Origin of the sequence: Kitasatospora sp. GP82, from assembly GCF_029892105.1 — a bacterium.
Classification (GTDB): domain Bacteria; phylum Actinomycetota; class Actinomycetes; order Streptomycetales; family Streptomycetaceae; genus Kitasatospora.
In genome coordinates this window covers 164,141-188,110 of the sequence record NZ_JARZAJ010000007.1, presented here as the reverse complement: position 1 = coordinate 188,110, position 23,970 = coordinate 164,141, and the positions used below count along the sequence as shown (strand labels likewise).

Sequence of the window (23,970 nt, the reverse complement as noted above, 5' to 3'; positions counted from 1 at the left end):
GAGCTCCGACGCCTGAGCCCTAGGATGCTCGGTACCCAGTAGTTCGTATTCGTTGGAGGCTTCACCGGCCATGTCGCTGCCGCACGCCATCCTCACCGCCCTGCTGGAGAAGCCGTCCTCGGGGCTGGAGTTGACGCGCCGGTTCGACAAGTCGATCGGCTTCTTCTGGCCTGCCACCCACCAGCAGATCTACCGAGAGCTGGGCAGGCTGGAGGAGTCCGGTCTGATCCGAGAGCTGCCCCAGCAGCAGCCGGCCCGAGGCGGACGCAAGGAGTACGAGGTCCTCCCCGACGGCCGCGCCGCCCTGACCGCCTGGATCACCGAGAGCCAGGACCCCAAACCCGTCCGTGACGCCCTCGTCCTGCGCCTGCGCGCGGCGGCGGTGGTCGGCACGGACGGGCTGGCCGTCGAACTGCGTCGCCACCGCGACCTGCACCGCCGCCAACTGACCAAGTACCAGTCCATCGAGGAACGCGACTTCGCGTCCGCCGACGACGAGAAGGCCCGCCTCCAGCACCTGGTGCTTCAGGCGGGCATCGGCCTGGAGTCCTTCTGGCTCGACTGGCTCGACCACGCCCTCGCCCAACTCCCCGAGGACAACTGAGCGAACGGCCTCCCAGGCCGGCCTTCGCACGCTCGTGCTGGAGCGCGGCCGCAGCTACCCGCCCGGCTCCTTCCCACGCAGCCCGCGCGAGCCAGCCGGGGTACGTGCGGATGAACCCACCGGACGCCTTCGTGTTGTCCACGTGCACATCCAGCGGTGAGCCGGACGCGCGAGCGGAAAACGTGCACCACACCGGCTTCGGCCACCCGACGATTGTCGCCCAGTGCGAGCTGGTGCCGCAGCGGGATCCTCCAGCTCGGCAAGGCAATTCCGGGTTTCGCGCGCGATCCGCCGGGACCGGATTCATGGTCCCATTCCTTCCTGTGCCTCCAAAGGATCTGACAATACCTGCGCAGCTGTGCAGTCTTGTGGACCGGACGGCCGACCCCCTACGGTGTTCTCCGCCGTGGTGTTCGGGAAGACCGGTGTGCTGTGCTCGTCACATAGTCCGGAGCGGCCCTCGCCACTGTGATCGGGAAGTCCTCGCACCACCCCCGCGCGAGAGTGCGGGCGGTCACTGGGCGTCGAATACGCGCCTGGGAAGGCCGGGTGCAGGATGTTCGACCCGTCAGCCAGGAGACCGGCCACGGCACCGCACGATGACCATCCACGAGGTGCTGGAGAGGCTGCCCCGAAATGACCCTGCCCGAAAACGCTTCACTGACCGCGCCCGCACCCGCTCCCAGACCCATGGCGGTGACGCCGCTCCGCTGGGAGCGAAAGGACTGGATCCGCACCGGTGGCCTGATGACCGTGATCACGGTCATGCACGTGGCGGCCTTCACCATCCTGATCGCGATGGTCGCCCCGCACCACTACTCGGTCGGCAACCAGGTCTTCGGCCTCGGACTCGGCATCACCGCCTACACCCTGGGAATGCGCCACGCCTTCGACGCCGACCACATCGCGGCCATCGACAACACCACCCGCAAGCTGATGGCCGACGGCAAGCGTCCCATCTCGGTCGGCTTCTGGTTCGCGCTCGGCCACTCCAGCATCGTCGTCGTCCTGGCCGGTCTGGTCGCCACCGGCGCCAAGGTCGTCGGCACCCTCACCAACGACGACTCCAGCGCCCACAAGGCCCTGGGCGTCGTCAGCACCAGCGTCTCCGGCGGCTTCCTCTACCTCATCGCCGCCCTCAACCTGGTCTCCCTGGCCGGGATCCACCGGGTGTTCAAGGCCATGCGCGCCGGCCAGTTCGACGAGCACGAGCTGGAGAAGCACCTCGACAACCGCGGCTTCATGAACCGCATCCTCGGGCGGCTCACCAAGTCCATCACCCGCCCCGGCCAGATGTTTCCCATCGGCCTGCTCTTCGGCATCGGCTTCGACACCGCCACCGAGGTCACCCTGATGGTCATGGCCGGTTCCGGCGCCGCCGCCGGCCTGCCCTGGTACGGGATCCTCTGCCTGCCGCTGCTCTTCGCGGCCGGCATGAGCCTGTTCGACACGCTCGACGGCACCTTCATGAACTTCGCCTACCACTGGGCGTTCTCCAACCCCGCCCGCAAGGTCTACTACAACCTCACCATCACCGGCCTGTCCATCGCCGTCGCCTTCCTCATCGGCACCATCGAACTGGTCGGCGTCCTGCACGACCAGCTCAACCTGACCGACCCCGTGAGCACCTGGATCTCCGGCATCGACCTCAACAACGTGGGATTCATCATCGTCGGACTGTTCGTCGTGGTGTGGGCCGCAGCCCTGGCCTACTGGCGTCTCGCCAAGGTCGAACACCGCTGGGGCGCCAAGGCCACCCGGACCGGTTGACCCACCCGCGTACGGCAGGCGCGCCGCCCGCCCGGCCTGACGGACAACTGCCTGTCGGGCCGGCAGGCCGCCGCCGGCGCCAACCAGGCCGGGTTGACGCGCTCGTACGCACCGCGGCATAGCGGCATGCCCCGCGCGGGAAGCGGGGCGAGCGGATCACCGCCTGCCAGCGCTTGTTCGCCTCCCGCATGTCGGCCCGGGACGAGCCGCCGCTGTCCCCGCGGGCGGAAGGGTCTACGCGTCGACGCCGGACGGCGACGAGATCACCGTGCAGTCGCACCGGCTTGAGCGCGAACACTGTGCCCGTCTCGGGGCGTTCGCCCGCAACACGGCCACGGGCAGGACCGTGCTGCACCGCGCGGACGAACGCTTCCCGATGTGCTCGGCGTGGAAGCCGCTCGCTGCCGCTGCCGTCCTGAGGGATCTCGACCGGGACGGCGAGTTTGGCCCGCACGGCCGCCCTGCCGGCTCGACCGGCGGTCCTGCCCGGTGTCACGCACTGATCGGCAGCGGGGGTGACACGGTGTCCCGCCCGTGGCGATGACGGGCCGTCACGAGGGGCCGGGACTAGGGGATGATGGAAAGCGCCTCGCCCTGGTAGCGGGCACCTGCGTTCCACAGGAGGAACGACGGCATACCGTCGTGGGCTGCGGCCTGGATCTGGTCCGCGACCTCCCTGGGCCCGTAGTGGACGCCCAGCGAGAAGTCCTGCAGCCACGGGATCACCTGGGCCTGGGTGCCGTCGGTCTTGCGGGCGAAGTCGGCCAGGGAGCGCTGAACGATGTCGTACGGGTGGGAGTTGGGGTCGGGAACGTTGTACTCACCGGGTCCCCAGTGCGACGGGTAGACCATGGGGGCGATGTAGTCGACCTCCTTGGCCAGGGCGCCGATCTCCTGGGCGATTTCGTTCGGGCGAGTCGCCGCGATACCGAAGACCGACACGCCCAGGAAGGTGCCCTTGTCGCTGATCCTGCTCCGGGTCTCGGCCACGAAGTCCGCAATGCTCTGCTCCGGGGTGGTACTGCCCAGGGTGGGGAACACCATGGTCGGCAACGGGCCGTCGGGGCGGCGCACGTAGTCGTAGAGGATGTCGTCGAATCCCAGCCCGGCCGCCTCGGCGGCGAGGTCCTGGTTGTAGTCGCGGACGGTGCGGTCGGCGAAGTTGGTGAAGGCGAGCTGGCCGTAGTTGCCCCCGTGGTACGCCTCGCCGCCGGGTGTCTGGACCACGCGCTCGTGGTGGCCCTGCTGCCACGAGGCGGTGGCAAGGATCGGGTCGCGGAAGGCGACGATGCGTCCGACCACCTGGGCCCCCGCCTTGTGCAGCGCGTCGATGGTCGCGCGGGCGTCGTAGTAGCCCTTGACGGCGCCGATCTCCTTGGCCAGCGGCACCTGCGACGCGTAGCCGATCTCCCCGTTCTCGTCCTTGATGTCCAGTTCCACCGCGTTGAGCTTCTTCTGCTGGATCAGGTCGAGGATTCCGTTGCGCAGCACGTCCGACGTCCACCCGATGGCGGTGAGGTGTGCCGCGCGGAGCAGCGGGTGGACTCTCGCGAGGTGGACTTCGTCGGTGGCGGTGTTGCCCGCGCGGTCGGAGGCGATGACCTTGACCAGCGGCGGGGGGTCGGCCACGGTCACCGAGAACGTGCCGTGGGGGCCCACCGGCGCCGTGATGCCGTTGACCTCGACCCGGGCGGCATCCTTGGCGGTGCCGTGGACGGTGACGGGCGTATGGGGCCGCGTGGCCGTGACCTTGTCCAGCTGCAGGACGGGCGAGGTGGTGGCGATGGTGAAGGTCCGTGAGACGGTCGTTCCGGTGAACGGCAACGGGCCCTCGCTCCGGAGGGAGAGCCGGTGCTGTCCATCGGCCAGGGCGGGTGGCTGCACATGGAGCTTGCCGTCCTGTCTGTGCGCGGGTACGGGTCTGCCGTCGAGCGTGACCTTGAGCGTGTCCAGCGCGGAATCGTCGTCGGCGGTGACAACCAGGTCGAGGGACTTGGCGGTGGCCGCGTTCAGCCACTCGTTGTCGCGGACTCCTTGCAGGTGGATCCCGGCGGAGGGGGTGCCCAGCGCGAATGCGCCCAGGGCCGCGCAGGCCACGGCGATCCCTGTGGCCAGCGCCAGCCGGCTCTTGCGCGACCGGAGGAGAGCGCGCTTCCCCCGTAGACAGATCCTGCGGATCCGCCGAAAGGACCGCCTTCCCGGAGAGGTACCGCTGGCGAACGAGGGGCACATGGAGGTACCGCCTGTCACTTGATGGAGGGATTTCTCCTATATGTCCCTCAATATGCTTGCCTCCGCAACGCGACAACGCGCCAGCTGACTGCTTTTCACCCAGTCCGGGCGGGCCTCGATCGGCTGCCCGTGCCTCCGGTGCCTGCGGGGAGCCCGCCGTCCCTCGTTCAGGTCAGCCGTTGGGCTGCTTGGACCGCCGAGGGTGCGTACCCGTTCCACCGCGGTGACGCTGATGGCAGCCACCGTGACCTGGAGGTCCCATGCGCCGCTCCACCGTGCTCCTGTCCGCCGTGGGTCTCCTCCTGGCAGCCACCTCGTGCGCGGAGCAGGCTCACGACGGTTCCGCGTCCGTACCCGCCTCGTCGGCAGCGGCGGTCGGCACCGCGCCGCCCGCACCACAGCAGCCTGCGTCCGTGCAGGCCAACGAGCTGGGCAGCGTTCCGGTCCTGATGTACCACCAATTCAGTGACCACCCGGCGAGCGTCTACGACCGCACCCCGGCGGACTTCCGCGCCGAGCTGGAGCGGCTCGCCCGGGAGAACTACGTGCCCATCACCGCGGGGGAGTTCACCAGCGGCCGGATCGACATCCCAGCGGGTACCCACCCTGTCGTACTGACCTTTGACGATTCCACCAACAGCCAGGTCCAGCTGGATCCGAAGGGTGATCCCACGCCCGACAGCGCGCTGGGGATCCTGCTGGACGTGTCGAAGGCGCACCCCTCCTTCCGTGCCACCGCCACCTTCTTCGTCAACGGATCGCCTTTCTCCGTCACCGGCGCCACCAAGGCTCTCACCTGGTTGACGCAGCACGGCTTCGAGGTCGGAAACCACACGCTCCACCACTCCAACCTGGCCACCCTCGACCCGGCCGGTGTGCAGGAGGCGATCGCGAGCGAACAGACGGAGATCACCAAGGCCGTCCCGGGTATGTCCGTGCACTCCCTGGCCCTGCCCTACGGGGTGATGCCCAAGCCCGGCTCACTCGCCGTGCAGGGCGGTGCCGGCGGAGTGGCCTACCAGCATCGCGGCGTGTACCTCGTGGGGGCCAACCCGTCCCGCTCGCCGTTCGACGGCGCCTTCGACCCGGCCGCGATCCCGCGCATCCGCTCCGAGGCGGCCACCGGTCCGGAGGCCCAGTTCGGATCCACCGTATGGCTCGACAGACTGGCGGAGAATCCCGCCGGCCGCTACACGTCCGCAGGCGATCCGGACCACGTGACGTTCCCCAAGTCCCAGGCGTCGCAACTCGCGGAGCCCCTGCGCTCTCGCGCCCGCCCCTACTGACCCGCGTGATGCTCCACCCCCGGGTACGAAGTGGGTAACGGCGGCCGCGAGCCTGCGAGATGCTCGTGTCATGAGCGGAATCGTCATGAGCGGTTCGGCCGGTGCGAGGACGGTGCCCGGAGGTGGGGATGCCCCGAAGCGAACCGATCGACGGGTTCCGGCTCGGCCATGACCGTTCCGGCTCCGGGGACCCGGTGATCCTGCTCCACGGCTGGCCCGGTGATCGAACGGACTACCGCGAGTCGTCCCGCTGCTGGCCGACACCTGTGAGCCGCGGCTACACCCGGCGCGACCCCTCGTCCGCCGCAGCCTACTTCGCGCGGGTGGGACGGCACGGACCCTTCTGGGAGCTGCCGGAGGCGTGACTTCCCCTCCCGGGGAACCGCCGCGCGGCTGACGTGCCGTAAGGCCCGACCGGGCTGGGGATGCAGCAGCTGCACCGCCGGTCGGCGGGCACGCGGGATGCCCGGGGTCAGGACGCCTGGCGTTCCCGGCCTCGGTGGGGCCGGGCGAGGACGTGCAGCTCGGCCGACGGTGACGGGGCAGCGGGCCGGGCGGGGAGGGGCGGGGCCGTTGGAATCACCGCGGCTGCTGTGGCGGTCTGGGCTTCGCGGATCCAGCGGGTGAAGGCGTGGACGAAGTCGGGGCCGAGGTGGGCGGCGTGCTGCAGCTGGTCGAGGTCACCACTGCGGATGGGGACGCCGGCCTGGCTGAGCGCGGTGAGCAGCGGGTGCACGAGGGCCCAGTCGGTGCGGCTGCTGGAAGGGCGGCAGGCTTGTTCAGGATCGTTCACACCTTGACCCAACCACTCGTCCTGCCGAAGGGCACGACATGAGGCGGCTTTGATACGGAGGCGGGACAATGTCCGGCTGCCCGGATGCCCAGGTCAGTCGTGTGGCGCAGCCATACGGGTCCGAAGTTGGACGGCGCGGCATGCGGTAGGGACCGCCACGGCACATCGCCTCGGAGCCCCCGGCGGCATGGGCCAAGCTCTCGGCTCAACTCCTTGTTCCGGAACTGATAGTGATCACATGGTGATCGTTGGTAGCGTCGGCGGATCGCTGCGCCACGCCCGGCGCCGCGCACTCCGATACCCGGGAGATATCCAATGGCCACCACCATTCGCAAGGCGGTCATCCCTGCCGCCGGCATCGGCTCCCGCCTCCTGCCCCTGACGAAGGCCACGCCGAAGGAGATGCTGCCGGTCGGTGACCGGCCGGTGATCGAGCACACCGTGCGAGAGCTCATCGACTCCGGCATCACCGACATCACCATCGTCGTCTCCGACCACAAGGACCTGATCCAGAGTCACTTCCGCCCGAACCCGGGCCTCGTCGCCCAGCTCCGCCTCGACGGCAAGCCGGGGTACGCGGACGCGGTCGAGGAGGTCGGGGAGCTGTCCAGGCTCGGTCACATCACCTACCTCGACCAACACGGCCCGTACGGCAACGGGACTCCCGTGCTGTGTGCCGCGCGCCGCTTCGGTGACGAGCCGTTCCTCGTCATGTGGCCCGACGACGTGTTCGTGGCCCAGGTGCCGCGCGCCCAGCAGCTCATCAAGGCGTACGAGGCGACGAACTCGCCGGTTCTCGCCCTCATGCCGATGGAAGCCGCCGACTCCGTGCGCTACGGTGTGCCGGTCGTCAAGGAGGACCTCGGCGGCGGCCAACTCCGTATCACCGGCCTGGTCGAGAAGCCGAAGCCCGACGATGCGCCGTCGGCCTACGCGGCGGTCGGCGGTTACGTCATCACCCCCGGCATCGTCGACGAGCTGCGCGAGCAGACCCGCCGCTGGTACGAGCACCGCACCGGCGAGGTGTACCTGACCGACGCCATCAACGCGTACGCGGCCAGCAGGGCCGTGTACGGGCAGGTCATCGACGGGACCTGGTACGACACGGGCTCCCCGCTCGACTATCTGACGGCCCAGCTCGCCGCCGCCTTCAATCACCCCGACTACGGCCCCGTCCTGCGGGCCCAGTTCGCCCGGGACCTCGCCCCGTCCACCCCCACCGCACCCATCGGCTGACCAGCCACGGCTCTGCCCGGCCCCTCCCGTTCCCGAACCGTCGGGGACGGGTTCCCCCGGCCCCGGACGTCGACGAGCCGCTGGAGTTCGGTGAGACCCAGGAGTACGAGGACGGCATCTGGGGCGGGCCGGCCGACCCGATGCCGGACGGTGCGTCAGAACTGGCCTCCACATTGAAGACAGCGCTCTCGCCGACAGCGTGAGCACCGCCGACAAGCAGTGGCCCGGCCCGGCAGACGGAGATCTTTTGCGGAAGTGCAGGGTTGCCGGATGCCTGCCGCTCTACGATCGTGTGCACACCACGACCCAGGGGGGATCGCGTGGCACCTCGACGACGCACCTACCGGCCGCCGGTCGGGCGCGGCAGCGTCCGCAGGCGGACCGCCCTGCGGGCTGGAAGCGCTCGGGACAACGGCATCCTTCTTCTCGTCGGAGCGGTCATCGCCATAGCCGTGGTGTCCGCGATCCTCGGGTTCATTGCCGAGCATCCCGTGCTCACCGGGCTGCTGCTGGCAGCGACGGCTGCGGTCGCCGCTCTTGTGGTCGCCAGGCAGCGCAGGGCGCGCAGGCAGGCTCGGGAGGTCCAGGCCGCACGGTCGCGGCACATCGCGGGGTATCTCACCATGGACGACAAGGAGTTCGAGCGGGCGCTGGCGTTCCTGTGCGAGCGGGACGGCTGCCGCAATGTGCAGGTCGTCGGCGGTGCCGGGGACTTGGCGGCCGACGTGATAGCGACCGTCCCGGACGGGCGGCGGATCGTCATCCAGGCCAAGCGGTTCGCGCCGACCACCAAGGTCGGTTCCCCCGATGTGCAGAAGGTCAACGGCACGTACCGGGACGTCCACGGCGGCCACCTCGCGGCCGTCGTCACCACGTCGGTGTTCACCAAGTCCGCGCTGGCGTTCGGCAAGCAGGTGGGGATCCGGATGTACGACCGGCAGGCACTTGCCGGTTGGGCCTCCGGGACCGGTCCCGCGCCCTGGCACTGAGCGGGCGCGCGGCGGTGGCCGAGGCGTCCTGACCGCTCGGTGGGCGTCCTGGAGTGCTAGGCCCTGCCGTACGGGCTTCGCATCGTCAGGAAGCGGATCTCCAGGTCGCTCGCCAGGTAGTCCATCCGGTGCTCCCGGAAGGCGTGGAGGTGCGGCAGGGCCAGGTGGGCGTCAAGGTCGGCCTGGCTGCGCCAGGCCTCGTAGAACACGAAGACGCCGGGCTCGTCGCGGTCCTCGTGGAGGTGGTACTCCAGACAGCCCGGCTCCTGCCGGGTGGGCGCCACGAAGGAGCGCACGATGCCGTCGACGCGGAACGGCCCGGCGCACCGACATGATGGCACGTCAGGTCGAGAACGAGATGGTTGCCGAGGCCCACGAGGTCCTGCACGGCGAGGACGACACCAATGTGCCGCTCGGCCGGGCGACCTTCTTCCATCGGGCACTACGCCGATTCGAGGGCGAGCACGAATTCGTCGCCTACCCGCGCGAGGGTCGCACGATCCAGGAACGGAACCATCAGCTCGACCCGCTCCGGCGTACCGGCGAGAGGCGGAGCGGGTCGGGTCCGTGGGCGAGGGCCTCTTCAAGATGGTGGATTTCAAGATGGTGGATGTCGCACATTCAATTGATTCGCCAACAAATCTGTCGGCCTTGCCGAAGCGGGAGAAGTGCCTTATAGCTGGACACAGTGGGTTGAAGTAGTCGCCCCCTCATCTGAGGGATGCTCACCCACCGCCAGGGGCCGGTGCCAGCAGAGCGGGAACACACGAGGTCTGGCTCTGCCCCGCCGTCCGGAGCACCGGGACGACCGGTGAACGCGATGCAGTCTCGGCACCCTTGGTGCACGAGCTCAGCCACACCGTTCCAGCGCCGACGGCCTCGTCCATGGCCAGGCGGGGCGCGCAACCTGGCGAAGGACCGGCCGGCGGACGCGATCCGCAACGCAGACAACCACGAGAGTATTCACCGAGGAGGTGTCCGGGCAGATGGTTACAGCACCAGTGCTCTGGAACAACGGCAAGGCGTACTTCTTCGACGGCAGTGCGTACTACCGCTACGACGTCGCCGCCGACAAGGTCGACCCGGGCTACCCGCAGCCGATCGAGGGTAACTGGCCCGGGCTGTTCCCGTCCCGGGTCGACGCCGGCGTGGTGTGGAACAACGGCAAGGCGTACTTCTTCCGCGGCTCCCAGTATGTGCGCTACGACGTCGCCGCCGACAAGGTCGACCCGGGCTACCCGCAGCCGATCGAGGGCAACTGGCCCGGGCTGTTCCCGTCCCACATCGACGCCTCCGTGGTGTGGAACAACGGCAAGGCGTACTTCTTCTCCGGCTCCCAGTATGTGCGCTACGACATCGCCGCCGACAAGGTCGACGACGGCTACCCGAAGCCGATCGCCGGCAACTGGCCCGGGCTGTGGCCGGCGGACCTCGACGGTGGCGTGGTGTGGAACAACGGCAAGGCGTACTTCTTCCGCGGTTCCGAGTACATGCGCTACGACATCGCCAACGACAAGGTCGACGACGGCTACCCGAAGCCGATCGCCGGCAACTGGCCGGGCCTCCCGTAGGCCCCCGGCCCCCTGACTACTGCCCGACACGAGGGGAGCCTCCACCGAGGCTCCCCTCCCCAGGCTGTCAAGGCGCGGAGTGTCCGAGCGCGCGGCTCCGGAGGGCCGGCTTCGCGGCGTGTCGTCGCCCACCCGGCGAGAACGGGATGTCGGACATCGGGGCGGTACTGCCGACGAGCGGACAACGCCGAATCCCTGACCCGCTCGGCCGACCCGACCGGTGGTGTGGTCGGGTCGGCCGGCGGGCGTGGACGTCAGCCGTGGGTCACGCACTTGTTGGCGCTGTTGGACCAGAGGCCCTGGAGGTCGAAGGTGCCCGTGCTCAGGGCGACGTAGGCGTCGAGCTGCTGGCACTCGTCACCGATCTCGCCGCCACCGCCGTTCCAGCCGATGCTGGGCCAGAAGTCGGTGACGGTCTCGGCGTATTCGTGGGTTTCGGTGGACTCGATGCCGGAGAGCAGCCGGCCGTCCGTGAAGGTGGTGCAGGCACCCGCTCCGTTGTCCGGGATGTACGGCAGGTTGGTGTAGGCGAGCTTGCCGTAGCTGGAGCTGGTGTAGTCGTGCCAGGCGCAGAAGCCCGAGTTGGGGAAGCCGTCCGGGTGGGTGCCGGTGGGCGAGAGGATCACGTACTGGGCGTTGAGGTTGGGCGCCTGGGTGGTGTTGCCGAAGTGGCCGGCTGCCTTGCCTGCCTCGGAGGCGAGTTGCGCGGCCGTCGCGCTGCTCGGCGCGGCGGAGGTCTTGTCGAACCAGACACCGCCCAGCGGGGACGAGGCCGGGTGCGTGACATGGATCCCGCTCGTGCCGCAGGCCGCGGTGCCCTTGGCGACGCCTTCGCAGTACTGGTCGAGAATGGTGCCCCAGGTGTCCTTGCTGCCGTACAGGCCCTTGAACATGTTCTGCATGTCGGCGGCCACGCCTGCCGGGTCCGAGGACCACTGCGAACCCCAGAAGACCAGGTACACCTTGGGGTTGGGCGAGACCACGCCCTGGCTGGCACTGGAGCCGACCGTGAGGGTGTTGGTGGACCGCGCGGCCGGCTGCGAGGAGAGCGAGTGCCCCAGGGGCTTGACGCCGAAGTGGGATGCCTTCTGGGCGGGTTGCGCCTCGGCTCCGTAGGCGAGGGAGGTGGTGCCGAGTGCGGCCAGGGCCACCGCGGCCAGGGTGTGCGCGGCGGCCTTGAACGGGCGAAAACGCATACAGTGCTCCCGGTGTGAGGGTGTGGGAGGGACGAAGCGCGTGCGAGTGAGCGCCAGTCACCCAACCAGCTCGGCACCGGAGCGTCCATATGTGCGGTGACCGCTGCGCGAAGATTTTGCTGCGTCTATGCCAAACGCCGTTGGTGCCCGGTTGACTTGACGATCAATCAGCTTCACTCGTCCCTGACTGCCGGTGCCGGTGCCCAGTGCTGTGACCAGGAAGGTTCGTCGGGTTGTCCGATCGGGCGCGGCGAGGGTGGGCCTTCCGCCCCGGCGGATGCCCTCCTCCTGGAGCCGGGCATGCTCCCCGCGTCGGGCGTCAGGCGTCGGGCGTCGGGGTGGCGGCAGGCCGCGGGTGGTCGGGTGGCCGGGATGCTGCGCACCGCAGCGGCGACTCGCCGGAAGAGACTCGCCGGGAGAGATTTACCGGAAAGACCTGCCGGAGAACCCGGCCGGCAGCACCGACGGCAAGGCCGCGGCGACGGCCTTCGGCCTGCTGCTCGCGGGCTCCGGGGCAAGGTCGGCGCGGCCGGTGTCGTAGCTGCATATGGCGCACTTGCAGTTCGACCCGACAGATCCATGCGGGGGTAGGTGTGAGAGAAGGGCGATGACGAGATATCTTGATGTCGAGAGGTTTGTCGACGTGAAGCGGAGTACCGGTGACTGACTCGACCATCATTTATACGCACACCGACGAGGCGCCGGCCCTGGCGACGTACTCGTTCCTGCCGGTGGTCCAGGCGTACGCCTCGACGGCGGGCGTCAATGTGGAGACTCGCGACATCTCCCTGGCCGGGCGCATCATCGCGAGCTTCCCGGAGCGTCTTGAGGCGGGCCAGCGCATCGACGACGCCCTCGCCGAGCTCGGCCAGCTTGCCAAGACCCCCGGGGCCAACATCATCAAGCTGCCGAACATCTCGGCCTCCATCCCGCAGCTCAAGGCGGCGATCGCGGAGCTCCAGGCGCAGGGCTACGCGCTGCCGGACTACCCGGACGACCCGAAGTCCGACGAGGACCGGGACGTCCGCGCGCGCTACGACAAGGTCAAGGGCAGCGCCGTCAACCCGGTGCTGCGCGAGGGCAACTCCGACCGGCGTGCGCCCGCCTCGGTCAAGAACTACGCCAAGACGCACCCGCACCGCATGGGCGCCTGGACGTCCGAGTCGAAGACGAACGTCGCGACCATGGGCGCCGACGACTTCCGCTCCACCGAGCGGTCCGCGGTGATCTCCGAGGCAGGCTCGCTGCGCATCGAGCTGGCGAACGCCGCCGGCAGCACCACGGTTCTGCGCGAGTCGGTGCCCGTGCTCGCCGGTGAGGTCGTGGACGCGTCCGTCATGCGCGTGGCGGCGCTGCGCGAGTTCCTCGCGTCCCAGATCGCCCGGGCCAAGGCCGAGGGCGTGCTGTTCTCGGTGCACCTCAAGGCCACGATGATGAAGGTCTCCGACCCGATCATCTTCGGCCACGTGGTGCGGGCCTTCTTCCCGAAGACCTTCGCCCAGCACGGCGAGGTGCTCGCCGCGGCCGGTCTGAACCCGAACAACGGCCTCGGCGCCATCCTGGCCGGCCTGGACGCCCTCCCCGAGGGTGCGGCGATCAAGGCGTCCTTCGACGCCGAGCTGGCCGAGGGCCCCGCGCTGGCGATGGTCGACTCCGACCGCGGTATCACCAACCTGCACGTGCCGAGCGACGTCATCGTCGACGCCTCGATGCCGGCCATGATCCGCACCTCCGGCCACATGTGGGGCCCGGACGGCAAGGAGGCCGACACCCTGGCCGTCCTCCCCGACAGCAGCTACGCGGGCGTCTACCAGGTCGTCATCGACGACTGCCGCGCGCACGGCGCCTTCGACCCGGCCACCATGGGCTCGGTGCCGAACGTCGGCCTGATGGCGCAGGCGGCCGAGGAGTACGGCAGCCACGACAAGACCTTCGAGATCCCGGCCGACGGCACGGTCCGCGTCGTCGACAACGCCGGCAACGTCGTGCTGGAGCAGCCGGTGGGCGCCGGTGACGTGTTCCGCATGTGCCAGACCAAGGACGTGCCGATCCGCGACTGGGTCAAGCTCGCGGTCAACCGCGCCCGGGCCACCGGCAACCCGACGGTGTTCTGGCTCGACGAGAACCGCGCACACGACGCCAACCTGATCGCGAAGGTCCGGGCCTACCTGCCCGAGCACGACACCGACGGGCTGCAGATCGAGATCATGTCGCCGGAGCAGGCGACCGCGTTCTCCCTGGAGCGCATCCGCCGCGGCGAGGACACCATTTCGGTCACCGGCAACGTGCTGCGCGACTACCTGACCGACCTGTTCCCGATCCTGGAGCTCGGCACGAGCGCCAAGATGCTCTCCGTCGTCCCGCTGATCAACGGCGGCGGCCTGTTCGAGACGGGTGCCGGCGGCTCCGCGCCCAAGCACGTCCAGCAGCTGCTCAAGGAGGACTACCTGCGCTGGGACAGCCTGGGCGAGTTCTTCGCCCTCGCGGCCAGCTTCGAGCACCTGGCGCAGACCACGGGCAACGCGCACGCCCAGGTCCTCGCCGACACGCTGGACCGGGCGACCGGCACCTTCCTCAACGAGGACAAGTCGCCGAGCCGCAAGCTGGGCGGCATCGACAACCGCGGCAGCCACTTCTACCTGGCGCTCTACTGGGCCCAGGAGCTGGCCACGCAGACCGCCGACGCGCAGCTGGCCGAGGCGTTCGCGCCGCTCGCCAAGACGCTGTCCGAGCAGGAGCAGGCCATCGTCGGCGAGCTGATCGCGGTCCAGGGCTCGCCGGTCGACATCGGCGGCTACTACCAGCCCGACGCCGCCAAGGCAGCGGCCGTCATGCGTCCGTCGAAGATCTTCAACGAGGCTCTCGCGACCCTCGGCTGACGAGATCTGCGCAGGAGTGCCACTGCGTTGAGTTGAGGGGAGAGGTCCCCGGGCCCAGTTCGCCGCCCTGCGGCGATCGTCCAAGTGACGGCCCGGGGACCTTTTCCATGCGGACGATCAGCGGTCGGCCGTGCGCGGCCGCCCCGGACGCCCCGGGCGTCACCGCAGGGGAAGCCGACGCCGACGTGCGCACGTGCACGGTGGCTCGAACATGATGAAGGGGCCACCCGGCTGGTCCGTGTCCTACCGCTCGGGTGGGGCACTGGTACGGCCGGGGAGGGCGGGGGAGATCCGACGGACTCAGTCGGACTCGGCCGGATCGGCGGGTGCGCCACCGGCCTTGATGCCGAGCTTGGCTTCGGCGGTCGTCCAGTCGGTGGCGATGGCTTCCTGGGCGGCAGCGACGGTCACCTGGTTCTTGCAGATCGCGGTGTGCAGGTGCGTCTCCACCACGTCCTTGTCGTTGTTCGGCCCCTTGCCCGAGACGTGGTCGGGAGAAGGCGGCTCGACCCACAGATTGCGCGGATCGTTCGGGTCTCCACCGAGGCTCAGGGGGACAAGGTGGTCGTACTCCGCGTCGCCCATCGGGCCGGTGTAGCCGTACGACCGGGCGTTCGCCGCCTTCTCCTTGCCGGTGATGGCGGCCGGCGGGCGGATCGCCGAGGTGTAGCCGCCCGGCTTGCAGATCGTCGAGGCTATGGTGACCTGGGTGACGGCCGGGCTGGTCACGCCCGGGGTGCAGGCCGCATCGGGCAGCGGCTGCTTGGCGGGGGTGTACCGGTAGTGGCAGCTGCCGGGGGTCGGTTGAGCCGCCACCTGGTAGGTCGTCTGCGGGCCGGAGCCCACCGGTATCTGATGCTGGGAGACCGACGGAGCGGCCGGGGCGGTCGCCTTGGGCGCCGGGTTGTGGGAGCACCCGGCCACCGCGCCGAGCAGGACGGCGCCGATCACGGCGGAGATGCGAACCGACGAGACCACGTGGTCCTCCCGGGAGAGTGCTGACTGACTGCCCGCCAGTTCGGTCAGCCGGAAGGTGATTGTTCCAGATGCGGCTGGACCGCGGTGTGGCCACCCCGATTCCACGGTCCGCCGCCCCGCGCGGAGCGATCGTCAGCGACCCGCCGCCCACGCTGGAAACAGGAGATACGTCTCCGGCGCCTCGCTTCGGTCTCTTGCCCGGTCACTGCCGCAGGAGTTCGGTCACTGCCGCAGGAGTTCGGCGAAGCGGTCCAGGGCGCGGTCGGTGCGGCGGCGGCCACCTGAACGGCCGGACGGCGCTCAGCCGTTGGTGCTGTCCAGCCGGGCCTCCAGGCCGTCGAGGACTCGCTGGAGACCGTAGTCGAAGTTGTCCTCGCGGATCCTCTGAGGGTCCTTGCCCCGCTGTGCGGCCTGCCCCTCCCGCAGCTGCGGGTGGTCCTGCATGGCCTGTTCGGCGGCGGGCCGCAGGCTCTCCACGAAGTCCTGCTCGTCCTTGCCGCTGCGGGCGATCAACGACAGATAGGCGGCCTCGCTGGTCGCCATCCCGATGACGTACGCGATGAGCGTGTTCATGGCCTGGTCGGTCTCGTCCGGGGCGAAGCCTGCCGTCCTGAAGAGGGCGAGCATGCGGTCCGACAGCCGCATCACGTTCGGCCCGAGGTGGACGAGGCCGACCTGGCCGAGCACGGAGGCGACCCAGGGGTGCCGCAGGGCCATCGAGCGCAGGCTGTAGGCGCTGTGGCCGACAGCCGCCCGCCAGCCTGCCGGATCACCGGCGTCCGGCACCTCCAGCTCGCCGTAGACCTCGTCCACGACCAGTTCGATCAGCTCGTCCTTGTTGGCCACATGCCGGTAGAGCGAGGTGGCCCCGGCGCCGAGACGAGTGCCCAGACGCCGCATGCTCAGGGCCTCGATCCCCTCGGCGTCCAACAACCGGACGGCCTCGGACACGATCTGCCCGCGGCTCAGCTCCGGCCGCTCCCGCTGTCGGCGCGGGCGGGTCCACACCGAAGGAATCTGCTGCTCATCGGCTGCCATGCGGTTCCTCTTCTCTGCCGGTCTCTCTCCCCGCCCACGGTAGCGCACGCCGTGCGCATCTTGCGTACGGCCGACGCCATGCGTACAGTGTTCGCAACGAGAGAACGCCGTGCGCGCGCGGCTCGGACCCGTGGAACCCGCACCCCGTAGAAGGAGAAGCCATGCCGAAGAATGTGAGTTGGGACGAGCAGGGCGGCTGGGAGGCGACGGGCAACTGGGGGTCGAGGGACTCGGAAGGCCGAGGTCTGGATCTCGCTCACTGGCAGGCGCGGCTGGACGAGCTGCGCGCCGCCCACCACGTGCCGGGCGCCTCCCTGGCGGTGCTCGTCGGCAGGAACATCCACGAGCTGGCCAGCGGGGTGCTGCACCGGGGGACGGGCGTGGAGGCCACGACGGACTCGGTGTTCCAGCTCGGCTCGATCGCCAAGATCTACACCGCCACGCTGGTGATGCAGCTCGCCGAAGCCGGTCGACTGGACCTCGACGCGCCGGTCGTGGACGTGCTGCCGGAATTCGCCGTCGCCGACGCCGAAGCCACCAGGACCATCACGACCCGGCAGCTGCTCAGCCACACCAGCGGGATGACCTGCGACTTCACCCATGACACCGGTCGTGGTGACGACTGCCTCGCCAAGTACGTCGAGGCAGCCAAGGGCGTGGCGCTGGACTGCCCGCCGGGTACCGCGGTCTCCTACAGCAGCGTCGGATACAACGTGCTCGGCCGCATCGTCGAGGTGCTGACCGGCCAGACCTGGGACGAGGCCCTGAAGGACCGGCTCCTCACCCCGCTCGGTCTGGACAGCACGATGACGCTGCCCGAGGAGGCACTGCGGTTCCGCGCGGCGATGGGGCACCTGGGGGAGCCGGGCCAGGACCCGGACCCGGCACCGGCGTGGGATCTCATGCCGCGCTCGGCAGGTCCGTACGGCAGGGTCATCGCCAGCGCGGGCGACGTCGTCCGGCTGGCCCGGATGCACCTCGAAGGGGGCACGGCGCCGGACGGTACCCGCGTGCTGGCCGCCGGTACCGTCGCGGCGATGCAGCGACGCGAGGTCGACGTCCCCGACAAGTGGACCGTCAGTGCCGACGGGTGGGGCCTGGGCTGGTCGCTGTACGACTGGTCCGGTGTCCCCGGGTTCGGCCACGACGGCGCCTCGATCGGACAGTACGGATACCTGCGCGTGGTACCGGAAGCCGGCGTGGCCATCGTCCTGCTGACCAACGGTGGGGGTGCGCGCCTGCTCTACGCGGCGCTCTTCCGGGAGCTGCTCGGCGAGCTGGCCGGGGTGCGGATGCCCGACGCCTTCGCGCCGGCGGAGCAACCGCCCGCGGTGGACTTCGCGCCGCTGGCCGGTACGTACAGGCGCGAAGGTGTCGTCATCACCGTCAGCGAGCGCGACGGCGCGGGGCACCTGGTGTACGAGTTCGTCGACGGGATGAAGGACTTCTCCCCGCCGCTCGAAATGGACCTGGTGCCGGTGTCGGAGACGGTGTTCGCCGGGTCGGGCGCCGGCCCCTCCTTCAGCGAGGACTGGATGCCCGTGGTGTTCTCCACCCTGCCCGACGGCACCGGGTGCTGCTACATCGGCATGCGCGCCGCGCCGAAGATCGGGTAGGGAGACGGCCGTCAAGTCCTGAGCGCTGCGCTCAGGCGAGCAGATGCCGGGTGCGGGCGCGCAGTCGGATCGCGTGGACGACCTCGATCACACCCAGGACGATCAGCCAGATGCCGGCCACCAGGGTGAGTGCCGCGATCGAGCCGAACGGCGAGACGATCAGCACGATACCGGCCAGCGTGGTGACCACGCCGAGGAACAGCTGCCAACCGCGGGCCGGCATCCCCTCGGTGGAGATCGCCACGGCGGTCAGCATGATGCCGCGCAGCAGCCAGCCGAAGCCGATCCACAGCGCCAGCAGCAGGAGCGATTCCGCAGCTCCTCGGAAGCAGATCAGACCCAGCAGCACGCAGAGCGCGCCGCTGACGAAGTGCAGGGCGCGCAGGTAGCCCGGTACATGGTGGCCGAACGCCGCGGTCAGCTGGAACACACCGCTGATCAGCAGGTAGATGCCGAAGAGGACGCCGACCACCAGCAGCGTGGCACGGGGCCACACCAGGACGAAGACGCCGAGTGCGACGGCGGCCAGGCCGGCGGTCAGCAGCACCTGCCAGGCGGCGTTGGCCAGCGTGCCCAGGGCGCCGCCGTACGGACCGGCGCCTCCCAGCGGGCCGGCGGCGTGCGACGGGCCGCCCTGCGGCTCGGTGCCGGACGGGATGTCGGAGGAAGCGCTCATGGCCCTCACCTGCCTGTCAGTTCCGGGACAGTACGTATCCGTATCCATCGTCACCGGGTGGACCCGATCGCGCCTGCGGACGCCGGATCGTGCCCGATGCCCCGCCTGCGGACGCCGGATCGTGCCCGATGCCCCGCCTGCGGCTCCGTGCCTTGACCCCGGCGCCGGGGCTGTCGCTGCCCGGGGCGTCCGGCTGAAGGGGCAGCTCAGGACCGATTCCGCGGATCATGCGCCGTGCGTGATCGTGGAAGGCCGTGGTGGCGGGGTGGGTGGGGGTGCGGGGCCGGACCAGGTGGACGGTCGCGGGGGTCGCGTCGGCGATGGGGAGACGAGTGATCTCGCGGTCCGCCCTACCACCGACGCGGCGGATTCGCGCTCTGCCGTGCGGGACGGTCGGGGGACTCGTCGTCGAGGAACTCGTCGAGGAGGCCGGGGGAGACGGTGTTGACGAAGCCGACGGCCTCATCGGCTGCCATGTCGGGGATGCGGTAGCCCTGTTCCCCCGCGGCCACCGCCGCGGTGGCGGTGAGGACGCCCGCGCGCCGTGAGAACGGCGTCCGGGTGAACGTCCAGCCGATGACGGCGTCCCGGCGCAGCGCGACGGTGTCACGGCTGAACGTGCCGGAGCGGATGACCAGATGGCGGCCGCACACCGTATGGCCGAGACTGCGGTGGGCGTCGCGGGCGAGCCCGTACGCGACCGGGGCCGCCAACACCACGAAGGCCAAGGCGCAGTAGAGCAGTACGGGGGTGAGCAGCACGCCGAGGACGGTGAGCGTCACGGCCGTCGGCAGGATCGCCCACACCACCGCGCGCACCAGGCGGCGGCGGAGGGCGACGCGTGGGTGGGGGGTGAACTCCGCTTGCTCCAGCGGTGATTCGGGGGAGTGGAGAATCCCCGCGCACGTGCGCAGCGCCTGCGCGCGAGGGGCGGGCGGCAGTACGACGCTGCGCTTGCGGTTCTCGTCGCGGTCGCCGAGGCCGCCCGCGACGGCTCGTACGGTCGCGCCGCCACCGGCTCGTAGCAGCAGCGGTTCGCGCAGTGTGACGCCCCGTAGCTGGGAGCGCTCGATGGACACCGAGCGGGTGGTGAGCAGTCCGCGCCGGACGCGCAGTGTGTCGGCATCCGCCCATTCCAGGCGGTACTTCCACCAGTTCTCGGCGTAGAGGACGATCGCACCGGCGCTGCCGAGGACGCCGACGGCGAGCAGGGCGAGCGGGATGGTGATCCACAGCGCGCTGTTGCCGAACTCCTCGAAGGACCGTCGGACGAAGCCGATTCGCCATGGCTCGATGCCTGCCGCGTCGAGCGCCCGGTAGGAGGAGCCGGCGGCGGCGAAGACACCGCCGAACACCCAGAAGGTGAGCGGCGCGTAGCGCAGCCAGCGCGGGTCGGCGGTGGCCAGGACAGGGTCGTCGGCGTCGGTGCTCGCGGCGTGCGCGAGCAGCTCGGAGCGCAGCCGTTCGGCATCGGGCCGGGTCAGGGCCTCCAGGGTGAGTTCGTGGCGATCGTCGCTGGATCCGGTGGTTGCGGCGCGCAGTACGGTGAGGCCGAAGATCCGGTGCACGGGGTTGGCGGTCAGGTCGACGTTGCGGATGCGGTGCAGCGGGACGGTCCGCAGCCGACGGGTGAGAAGGCCGGTACACAGCTCGAAGGAGTCGGCGGTCACCCGGTAGCGGGTCCGCCGCCAGCGGATGATCTGGGCGAGTGTGACGAGCGTGAAGGCCACCCCGATGCCGGCGAGGGTGACCCGGGCGCCGGTGCCCGGGCGGCCGCCGGTGGCCAGTGCGGTGAGCGTGAGCGAGCCGAGCGGCGCACCCATCCAGCTGCAGTGCACGGCGAGGGTGCGGGGATCGAGTGTCCGCCACTGTGCGGCCGAACGGCCGGTCGGACGCTGTGTGTTCACGCGGCATCACCCGGTACGAGCTGCGCGGCGTCGCTGATGCGGCGGGCGAGGGTTTCGGCGTCGGCGGCGGACAGACCCGCGATCTTCACGCTGCCTGCGGAGGAAGCGGTGGTGACGGTGACCGTGGCGAGCCCGAAGGCCTGCTGGATCGGCCCGCGCACCGTGTCGACGGTCTGTACCCGTGACAGCGGGGTGATCCGCCGCTTCTGCCAGAACCAGCCGCTGGCCGCGTACACCGCGTGTTCCCCCAACTCCCAGGCATGCACGCGGTATCGCCACCGCGGCATCACCAGCAGGTAGCCGAGCGCACCCACTGTCAGGACGGCCAGCAGCGGGCCGAGCCAGGGCAGTGCGCCGGGGAAGAAGAGCAGGGACAGTACGAAAAGGGAGGCGGCGACCAGCAGCATCGGGCCGCTGGGCAGCACGAGCGCCTGCACGGTCCACCACCGGCGGGCCCGCGGGTCGGGCTTGTGGCGTGGTTGTCGCAGTCGAAGAGGGTGGTGCTGGTGGTCCGCAGGCATCGTAGTGTCCCGTGCCCCTTCCAAGTCATCTGTACCGGGCAGGGGTTAAGCTATAGCAATACGACTGACTTGCAAAAGTGGAAGGGACGGCTGCCTTGCCCAAGCGGGTGGACCATGAGGAGCGGCGTCGGCAGATCGCCGAAGCGCTGTGGCGGATCGCCAGTACGCGCGGAATCGAAGGCGCCAGCCTGCGCGATGTGGCGGCCGAGGCCGGTATCTCGCTCGGGAGGCTCCAGCACTACTTCACGAGCAAGGACGAGATGCTCGTCTTCGCCCTCGGCCACATCGAGCGGTTGGGCGAGCAGCGGGTGCTCGCCCGGATCGGGGAACTGTCCGGCACGCCCGCGCCGCGCGAGGTGCTCCGCGAGATCCTCACCGAGATGCTGCCGCTGGACGACGACAGCCGTACCGGCAGTCTGGTGCAGATGGCCTACTTCGTACGGGCTGTCCACGACGAGCGGTTGCGAAGACACGCCAAGGACGGCATCCCCGCTCTGCGGGCCCTCTTCGCGGGCCTGTTGAGGCAGGCGATCGAGCGGGGCGAGGTCGGCCCCGACCGGGACGCCGAGGCCGAGGCGATGCTGCTGATCAGCCTGGCCGACGGGCTCACCAGCTTCGTACTGCTGGAGGTCCACACCCCCGAGGACGCCCTGCGGCTCATCGACCACCACCTGGCCAACCTCTTCGGCAGCGGCGGCCGGTCGTGATCCGGACGGGGCCCTGGGGCGGGGTCCGCCGTCTCGGGCGCGGGCGGCGGAGCTCCTCGTAGTGGATGTACGCCAAGAGGACCCGGGTGATCCCGTGAGTGCCGGTTCTCCGGGGTCAGACTCCTTCGTGTGCGTACATCATGTGCTCCCAGTCGGTGACGGCGCCGCAGTAGCGGGCCCACTCGTCGCGCTTCAAGTCCGTGTACAGCGTGGTGAGTTCGGTGCCCAGGGCTTTGGTGACGACCGGGTCGGCGGTGAACCGCTCCAGGGCCTCGCCCAGGGTCTGCGGCAGCGCGGCCGGGCGGGACTCGTCGGTGGCGCGGCCGGATCCCTGCGGCGGGCCGGGGTCGAGACGGTTGTCGAGGCCGTCCTCGATCGCGGCGATGAGGACGGCGTGCGACAGATACGGGTTGACCATGGCGTCGGGCAGTTTGAACTCCAGCCGCCCGTTGGCCGACAGCCGCACCGTGCAGGTCTTGTTGTCCATGCCCCAGTCGATACGGGTGGGCGCGAACTGGCCGGCGTGCCAGTACCGCTTGTACGAGTTGACCGTCGGGCCCATGACGGCGGTAGTGGCCGCGGCGTGGGCTAGGAGGCCGCCGAGGGCGTGCCGCCCGGTGTCGGTCAGGTGCAGCTCCCGCATGTCCTTGTCGGCCAGGACGTTGTCGTCCCCGCGCCACAGACTCAGGTTGTGGTGGCAGCCGTTGCCCTTCCTGTCATTGGCGGGCTTGGGCATGAAGCTTGCCGTGACGCCGAGTTCGCGCGCGACCTGGCGGCAGATCTGGCGGTACACCACGACCCGGTCGGCCGTACGGTCGGCGTGGTCGAACATCCAGTTGAGTTCGAGCTGGCCGGGGTCCTCGTAGTCGCCCTCGATCATGTCGAATCCCAGCGCCCGCGCATAGCCGATCACCTTCTGGTAGATCGGCCGGTTCCGCTCCAGATGGTCGATGTGGTAAGCGGGGCTGGTGTTCGGGCGGTTCCGGGGCTCCAGATCGAGGCCGGTCCAGGACATCTCGGGCTCGCAGCCGCTGCGCAGCTCCAGCCCGGTGCGGGCGGTGAAGCGGGCGTGCACGCGGGCCAGGTTGGCGCGGACATCCGTGGGCAGCGCCCGGCCTGCCGTGCCGTCCGGGCGGTGGTCGGGCTCGTACAGGCGGCAGAAGAACCGGCCGACGCGGGTGTCCCACGGCAGCACGGCGAACGTGTCGAGGTCGGGGAGCGCGGTGACTTCGGCGGCCTCGCACCCGCCGCCGAGCAGCGTGCCGTCCCGGTCGGTCTGCAGGTCCGACAGGCCCGTGCGGTGCAGTTGGACGCCCCGCTCGGCAATGCGGGCCAGGTGCCCGGCGGGTACGACCTTGCCGATGACACGGCCGGTGAGGGTCACGGTCTGGTAGTAGATGTACTCCACCTCGGCCGCGGCGAGCTGCTCGCGAACCGCCCCCACCGCGGCCTGGTCGGTATTGCGTTCGCGGTGCCCGTCCAGCTCCGAGCGGGTACGGGTCACGGCCATCGTCATGTGTGCCTCGCGGTCGATGAGGGCGGACGGGTGGGCAGCGGCGCCGCAGGGCGGTGACTCCCACCCGACTGTCGGTCATGTTGAGCTATGCCCATCCCGCGGGTGGTCAATGGCTGTTTTCCACCCTGCCGCGCGACATCCCCGGCAAATGCCGCGTCCGGACGGCCCCCGCAGGCGCCGGCGACGGGCAGACCCGTCCCCGGCCCGGCCGGGGTGGTGGCGGCCCCCCGGACGCGGGTCGTACGCGTCGTGCCGGGCGCGTAGGAGGTCCTCGGCGTGCTGCGTATCGTTCGCGTCACGGAAGGGGGCGGGGTAGACATGGGGTATGGCCCGAGTACGGGGCCGCTCCTGGGAGCCCTCGGGCCGCGGGTCAACCGGCCGGCGCCCAGGCAGCTGGCGTGAGCGGCGCCGTCGGCGCCAAGGCCCGCAGGTGCCGTTGGCGCGGCGTCTGCGGT

General features: G+C 70.1%; 20 protein-coding genes, 1 pseudogene and 1 riboswitch. Of the genes and pseudogenes, 11 read left to right on the top strand and 10 right to left on the bottom strand.

Going from position 1 to position 23,970, the window contains the following annotated elements; all coding sequences use genetic code 11:
* Positions 1-70 precede the first annotated feature (70 nt).
* The 3 genes and pseudogenes from P3T39_RS09930 to P3T39_RS09920 all read left to right on the top strand — a co-directional run.
* Entirely contained in the window at positions 71-604 is a 534-nt protein-coding gene (locus P3T39_RS09930) for a PadR family transcriptional regulator (protein ID WP_280697025.1), read from the top strand.
* A gap of 390 nt (positions 605-994) precedes the next feature.
* Positions 995-1,208, top strand: a riboswitch (cobalamin riboswitch).
* Positions 1,209-1,240: 32 nt separating this feature from the next.
* Positions 1,241-2,374 carry a HoxN/HupN/NixA family nickel/cobalt transporter gene (locus P3T39_RS09925; RefSeq protein WP_280697024.1) on the top strand — a complete coding sequence of 378 codons (1,134 nt, stop codon included), beginning with the start codon at positions 1,241-1,243 and terminating at the stop codon, positions 2,372-2,374.
* A gap of 163 nt (positions 2,375-2,537) precedes the next feature.
* Positions 2,538-2,819: pseudogene (locus P3T39_RS09920) on the top strand (serine hydrolase); the annotation flags it as partial.
* 122 nt (positions 2,820-2,941) lie between these two features.
* On the opposite strand, the gene P3T39_RS09915 reads toward P3T39_RS09920, so the two are convergent.
* Positions 2,942-4,471 carry a putative glycoside hydrolase gene (locus P3T39_RS09915; RefSeq protein WP_280697023.1) on the bottom strand — a complete coding sequence of 510 codons (1,530 nt, stop codon included), beginning with the start codon at positions 4,469-4,471 and terminating at the stop codon, positions 2,942-2,944.
* A 395-nt stretch (positions 4,472-4,866) separates the two neighbouring features.
* Between P3T39_RS09915 and P3T39_RS09910 the strand changes: the two genes are divergently transcribed.
* Both P3T39_RS09910 and P3T39_RS09905 read left to right on the top strand, forming a co-directional pair.
* Positions 4,867-5,892, top strand: coding sequence for a polysaccharide deacetylase family protein (locus P3T39_RS09910; protein ID WP_280697022.1), 1,026 nt, complete (start codon positions 4,867-4,869; stop codon positions 5,890-5,892).
* Positions 5,893-6,020: 128 nt separating this feature from the next.
* The gene (locus P3T39_RS09905; protein ID WP_280697021.1) at positions 6,021-6,257 is read left to right on the top strand and encodes a hypothetical protein; all 237 of its coding nucleotides are present in this window, start codon (positions 6,021-6,023) and stop codon (positions 6,255-6,257) included.
* Between the two features lie 107 nt (positions 6,258-6,364).
* Here the strand turns inward: P3T39_RS09905 and P3T39_RS09900 are convergent, their stop codons facing one another.
* A complete protein-coding gene (locus P3T39_RS09900; protein WP_280697020.1) occupies positions 6,365-6,685 on the bottom strand; it encodes a hypothetical protein in 321 nt (106 codons plus the stop codon).
* A gap of 315 nt (positions 6,686-7,000) precedes the next feature.
* Here P3T39_RS09900 and P3T39_RS09895 point away from each other — a divergent pair, with 315 nt between their 5' ends.
* Positions 7,001-7,921: a UTP--glucose-1-phosphate uridylyltransferase gene (locus tag P3T39_RS09895; RefSeq protein WP_280697019.1), complete on the top strand. Its 921-nt coding sequence runs from the start codon at positions 7,001-7,003 to the stop codon at positions 7,919-7,921.
* Positions 7,922-8,241: 320 nt separating this feature from the next.
* Complete coding sequence (locus P3T39_RS09890; protein WP_280697018.1) at positions 8,242-8,910, top strand: restriction endonuclease; 669 nt, start codon at positions 8,242-8,244, stop codon at positions 8,908-8,910.
* Between the two features lie 56 nt (positions 8,911-8,966).
* On the opposite strand, the gene P3T39_RS09885 is transcribed toward P3T39_RS09890, so the two are convergent.
* Complete coding sequence (locus P3T39_RS09885; RefSeq protein WP_280697017.1) at positions 8,967-9,206, bottom strand: putative quinol monooxygenase; 240 nt, start codon at positions 9,204-9,206, stop codon at positions 8,967-8,969.
* Positions 9,207-9,896: 690 nt separating this feature from the next.
* Between P3T39_RS09885 and P3T39_RS09880 the strand changes: the two genes are divergently transcribed.
* Positions 9,897-10,481, top strand: a complete 585-nt coding sequence (locus P3T39_RS09880) for a hemopexin repeat-containing protein (RefSeq protein ID WP_280697016.1) — start codon at positions 9,897-9,899, stop codon at positions 10,479-10,481.
* A gap of 254 nt (positions 10,482-10,735) precedes the next feature.
* On the opposite strand, the gene P3T39_RS09875 is transcribed toward P3T39_RS09880, so the two are convergent.
* Positions 10,736-11,677 (bottom strand): hypothetical protein, encoded by a 942-nt coding sequence (locus tag P3T39_RS09875; RefSeq protein WP_280697015.1) that lies wholly within the window; start codon positions 11,675-11,677, stop codon positions 10,736-10,738.
* Between the two features lie 659 nt (positions 11,678-12,336).
* On the opposite strand from P3T39_RS09875, the gene P3T39_RS09870 reads away from it, so the two are divergent.
* Positions 12,337-14,556, top strand: coding sequence for an NADP-dependent isocitrate dehydrogenase (locus tag P3T39_RS09870; RefSeq protein WP_280697014.1), 2,220 nt, complete (start codon positions 12,337-12,339; stop codon positions 14,554-14,556).
* Positions 14,557-14,856: 300 nt separating this feature from the next.
* Here P3T39_RS09870 and P3T39_RS09865 read toward each other — a convergent pair whose 3' ends face one another.
* Entirely contained in the window at positions 14,857-15,534 is a 678-nt protein-coding gene (locus P3T39_RS09865; RefSeq protein WP_280697013.1) for a hypothetical protein, read from the bottom strand.
* Positions 15,535-15,834: 300 nt separating this feature from the next.
* Positions 15,835-16,572, bottom strand: coding sequence for a TetR/AcrR family transcriptional regulator (locus tag P3T39_RS09860; protein ID WP_280697012.1), 738 nt, complete (start codon positions 16,570-16,572; stop codon positions 15,835-15,837).
* 161 nt (positions 16,573-16,733) lie between these two features.
* Between P3T39_RS09860 and P3T39_RS09855 the strand changes: the two genes are divergently transcribed.
* Positions 16,734-18,188, top strand: coding sequence for a serine hydrolase domain-containing protein (locus P3T39_RS09855; protein ID WP_280697011.1), 1,455 nt, complete (start codon positions 16,734-16,736; stop codon positions 18,186-18,188).
* Between the two features lie 31 nt (positions 18,189-18,219).
* Here the strand turns inward: P3T39_RS09855 and P3T39_RS09850 are convergent, their stop codons facing one another.
* The 3 genes from P3T39_RS09850 to P3T39_RS09840 form a co-directional block, all read right to left on the bottom strand.
* Positions 18,220-18,864: an HdeD family acid-resistance protein gene (locus tag P3T39_RS09850; protein WP_280697010.1), complete on the bottom strand. Its 645-nt coding sequence runs from the start codon at positions 18,862-18,864 to the stop codon at positions 18,220-18,222.
* A 350-nt stretch (positions 18,865-19,214) separates the two neighbouring features.
* Positions 19,215-20,771 (bottom strand): PH domain-containing protein, encoded by a 1,557-nt coding sequence (locus P3T39_RS09845; RefSeq protein WP_280697009.1) that lies wholly within the window; start codon positions 20,769-20,771, stop codon positions 19,215-19,217.
* Positions 20,768-21,292, bottom strand: a complete 525-nt coding sequence (locus tag P3T39_RS09840) for a PH domain-containing protein (protein WP_280697008.1) — start codon at positions 21,290-21,292, stop codon at positions 20,768-20,770. The genes P3T39_RS09845 and P3T39_RS09840 overlap by 4 nt, the downstream gene beginning before the upstream one ends.
* A 95-nt stretch (positions 21,293-21,387) precedes the next feature.
* Here P3T39_RS09840 and P3T39_RS09835 point away from each other — a divergent pair, with 95 nt between their 5' ends.
* Positions 21,388-21,999 (top strand): TetR/AcrR family transcriptional regulator, encoded by a 612-nt coding sequence (locus tag P3T39_RS09835; protein WP_280697007.1) that lies wholly within the window; start codon positions 21,388-21,390, stop codon positions 21,997-21,999.
* A 115-nt stretch (positions 22,000-22,114) separates the two neighbouring features.
* Here P3T39_RS09835 and P3T39_RS09830 read toward each other — a convergent pair whose 3' ends face one another.
* Entirely contained in the window at positions 22,115-23,515 is a 1,401-nt protein-coding gene (locus P3T39_RS09830) for a glutamine synthetase (protein ID WP_280697006.1), read from the bottom strand.
* Between the last annotated feature and the right edge of the window lie 455 nt (positions 23,516-23,970).

Bases quoted from the DNA above. Each gene is read 5' to 3' on its own strand.
- P3T39_RS09880 (WP_280697016.1), top strand. From the start codon at position 9,897: ATGGTTACAGCACCAGTGCTCTGGAACAACGGCAAGGCGTACTTCTTC.
- P3T39_RS09895 (WP_280697019.1), top strand. From the start codon at position 7,001: ATGGCCACCACCATTCGCAAGGCGGTCATCCCTGCCGCCGGCATCGGC.
- P3T39_RS09850 (WP_280697010.1), bottom strand. From the start codon at position 18,864: ATGAGCGCTTCCTCCGACATCCCGTCCGGCACCGAGCCGCAGGGCGGC.
- P3T39_RS09905 (WP_280697021.1), top strand. From the start codon at position 6,021: ATGCCCCGAAGCGAACCGATCGACGGGTTCCGGCTCGGCCATGACCGT.
- P3T39_RS09925 (WP_280697024.1), top strand. From the start codon at position 1,241: ATGACCCTGCCCGAAAACGCTTCACTGACCGCGCCCGCACCCGCTCCC.
- P3T39_RS09860 (WP_280697012.1), bottom strand. From the start codon at position 16,572: ATGGCAGCCGATGAGCAGCAGATTCCTTCGGTGTGGACCCGCCCGCGC.
- P3T39_RS09930 (WP_280697025.1), top strand. From the start codon at position 71: ATGTCGCTGCCGCACGCCATCCTCACCGCCCTGCTGGAGAAGCCGTCC.
- P3T39_RS09830 (WP_280697006.1), bottom strand. From the start codon at position 23,515: ATGACGATGGCCGTGACCCGTACCCGCTCGGAGCTGGACGGGCACCGC.
- P3T39_RS09910 (WP_280697022.1), top strand. From the start codon at position 4,867: ATGCGCCGCTCCACCGTGCTCCTGTCCGCCGTGGGTCTCCTCCTGGCA.
- P3T39_RS09875 (WP_280697015.1), bottom strand. From the start codon at position 11,677: ATGCGTTTTCGCCCGTTCAAGGCCGCCGCGCACACCCTGGCCGCGGTG.
- P3T39_RS09855 (WP_280697011.1), top strand. From the start codon at position 16,734: ATGCCGAAGAATGTGAGTTGGGACGAGCAGGGCGGCTGGGAGGCGACG.
- P3T39_RS09840 (WP_280697008.1), bottom strand. From the start codon at position 21,292: ATGCCTGCGGACCACCAGCACCACCCTCTTCGACTGCGACAACCACGC.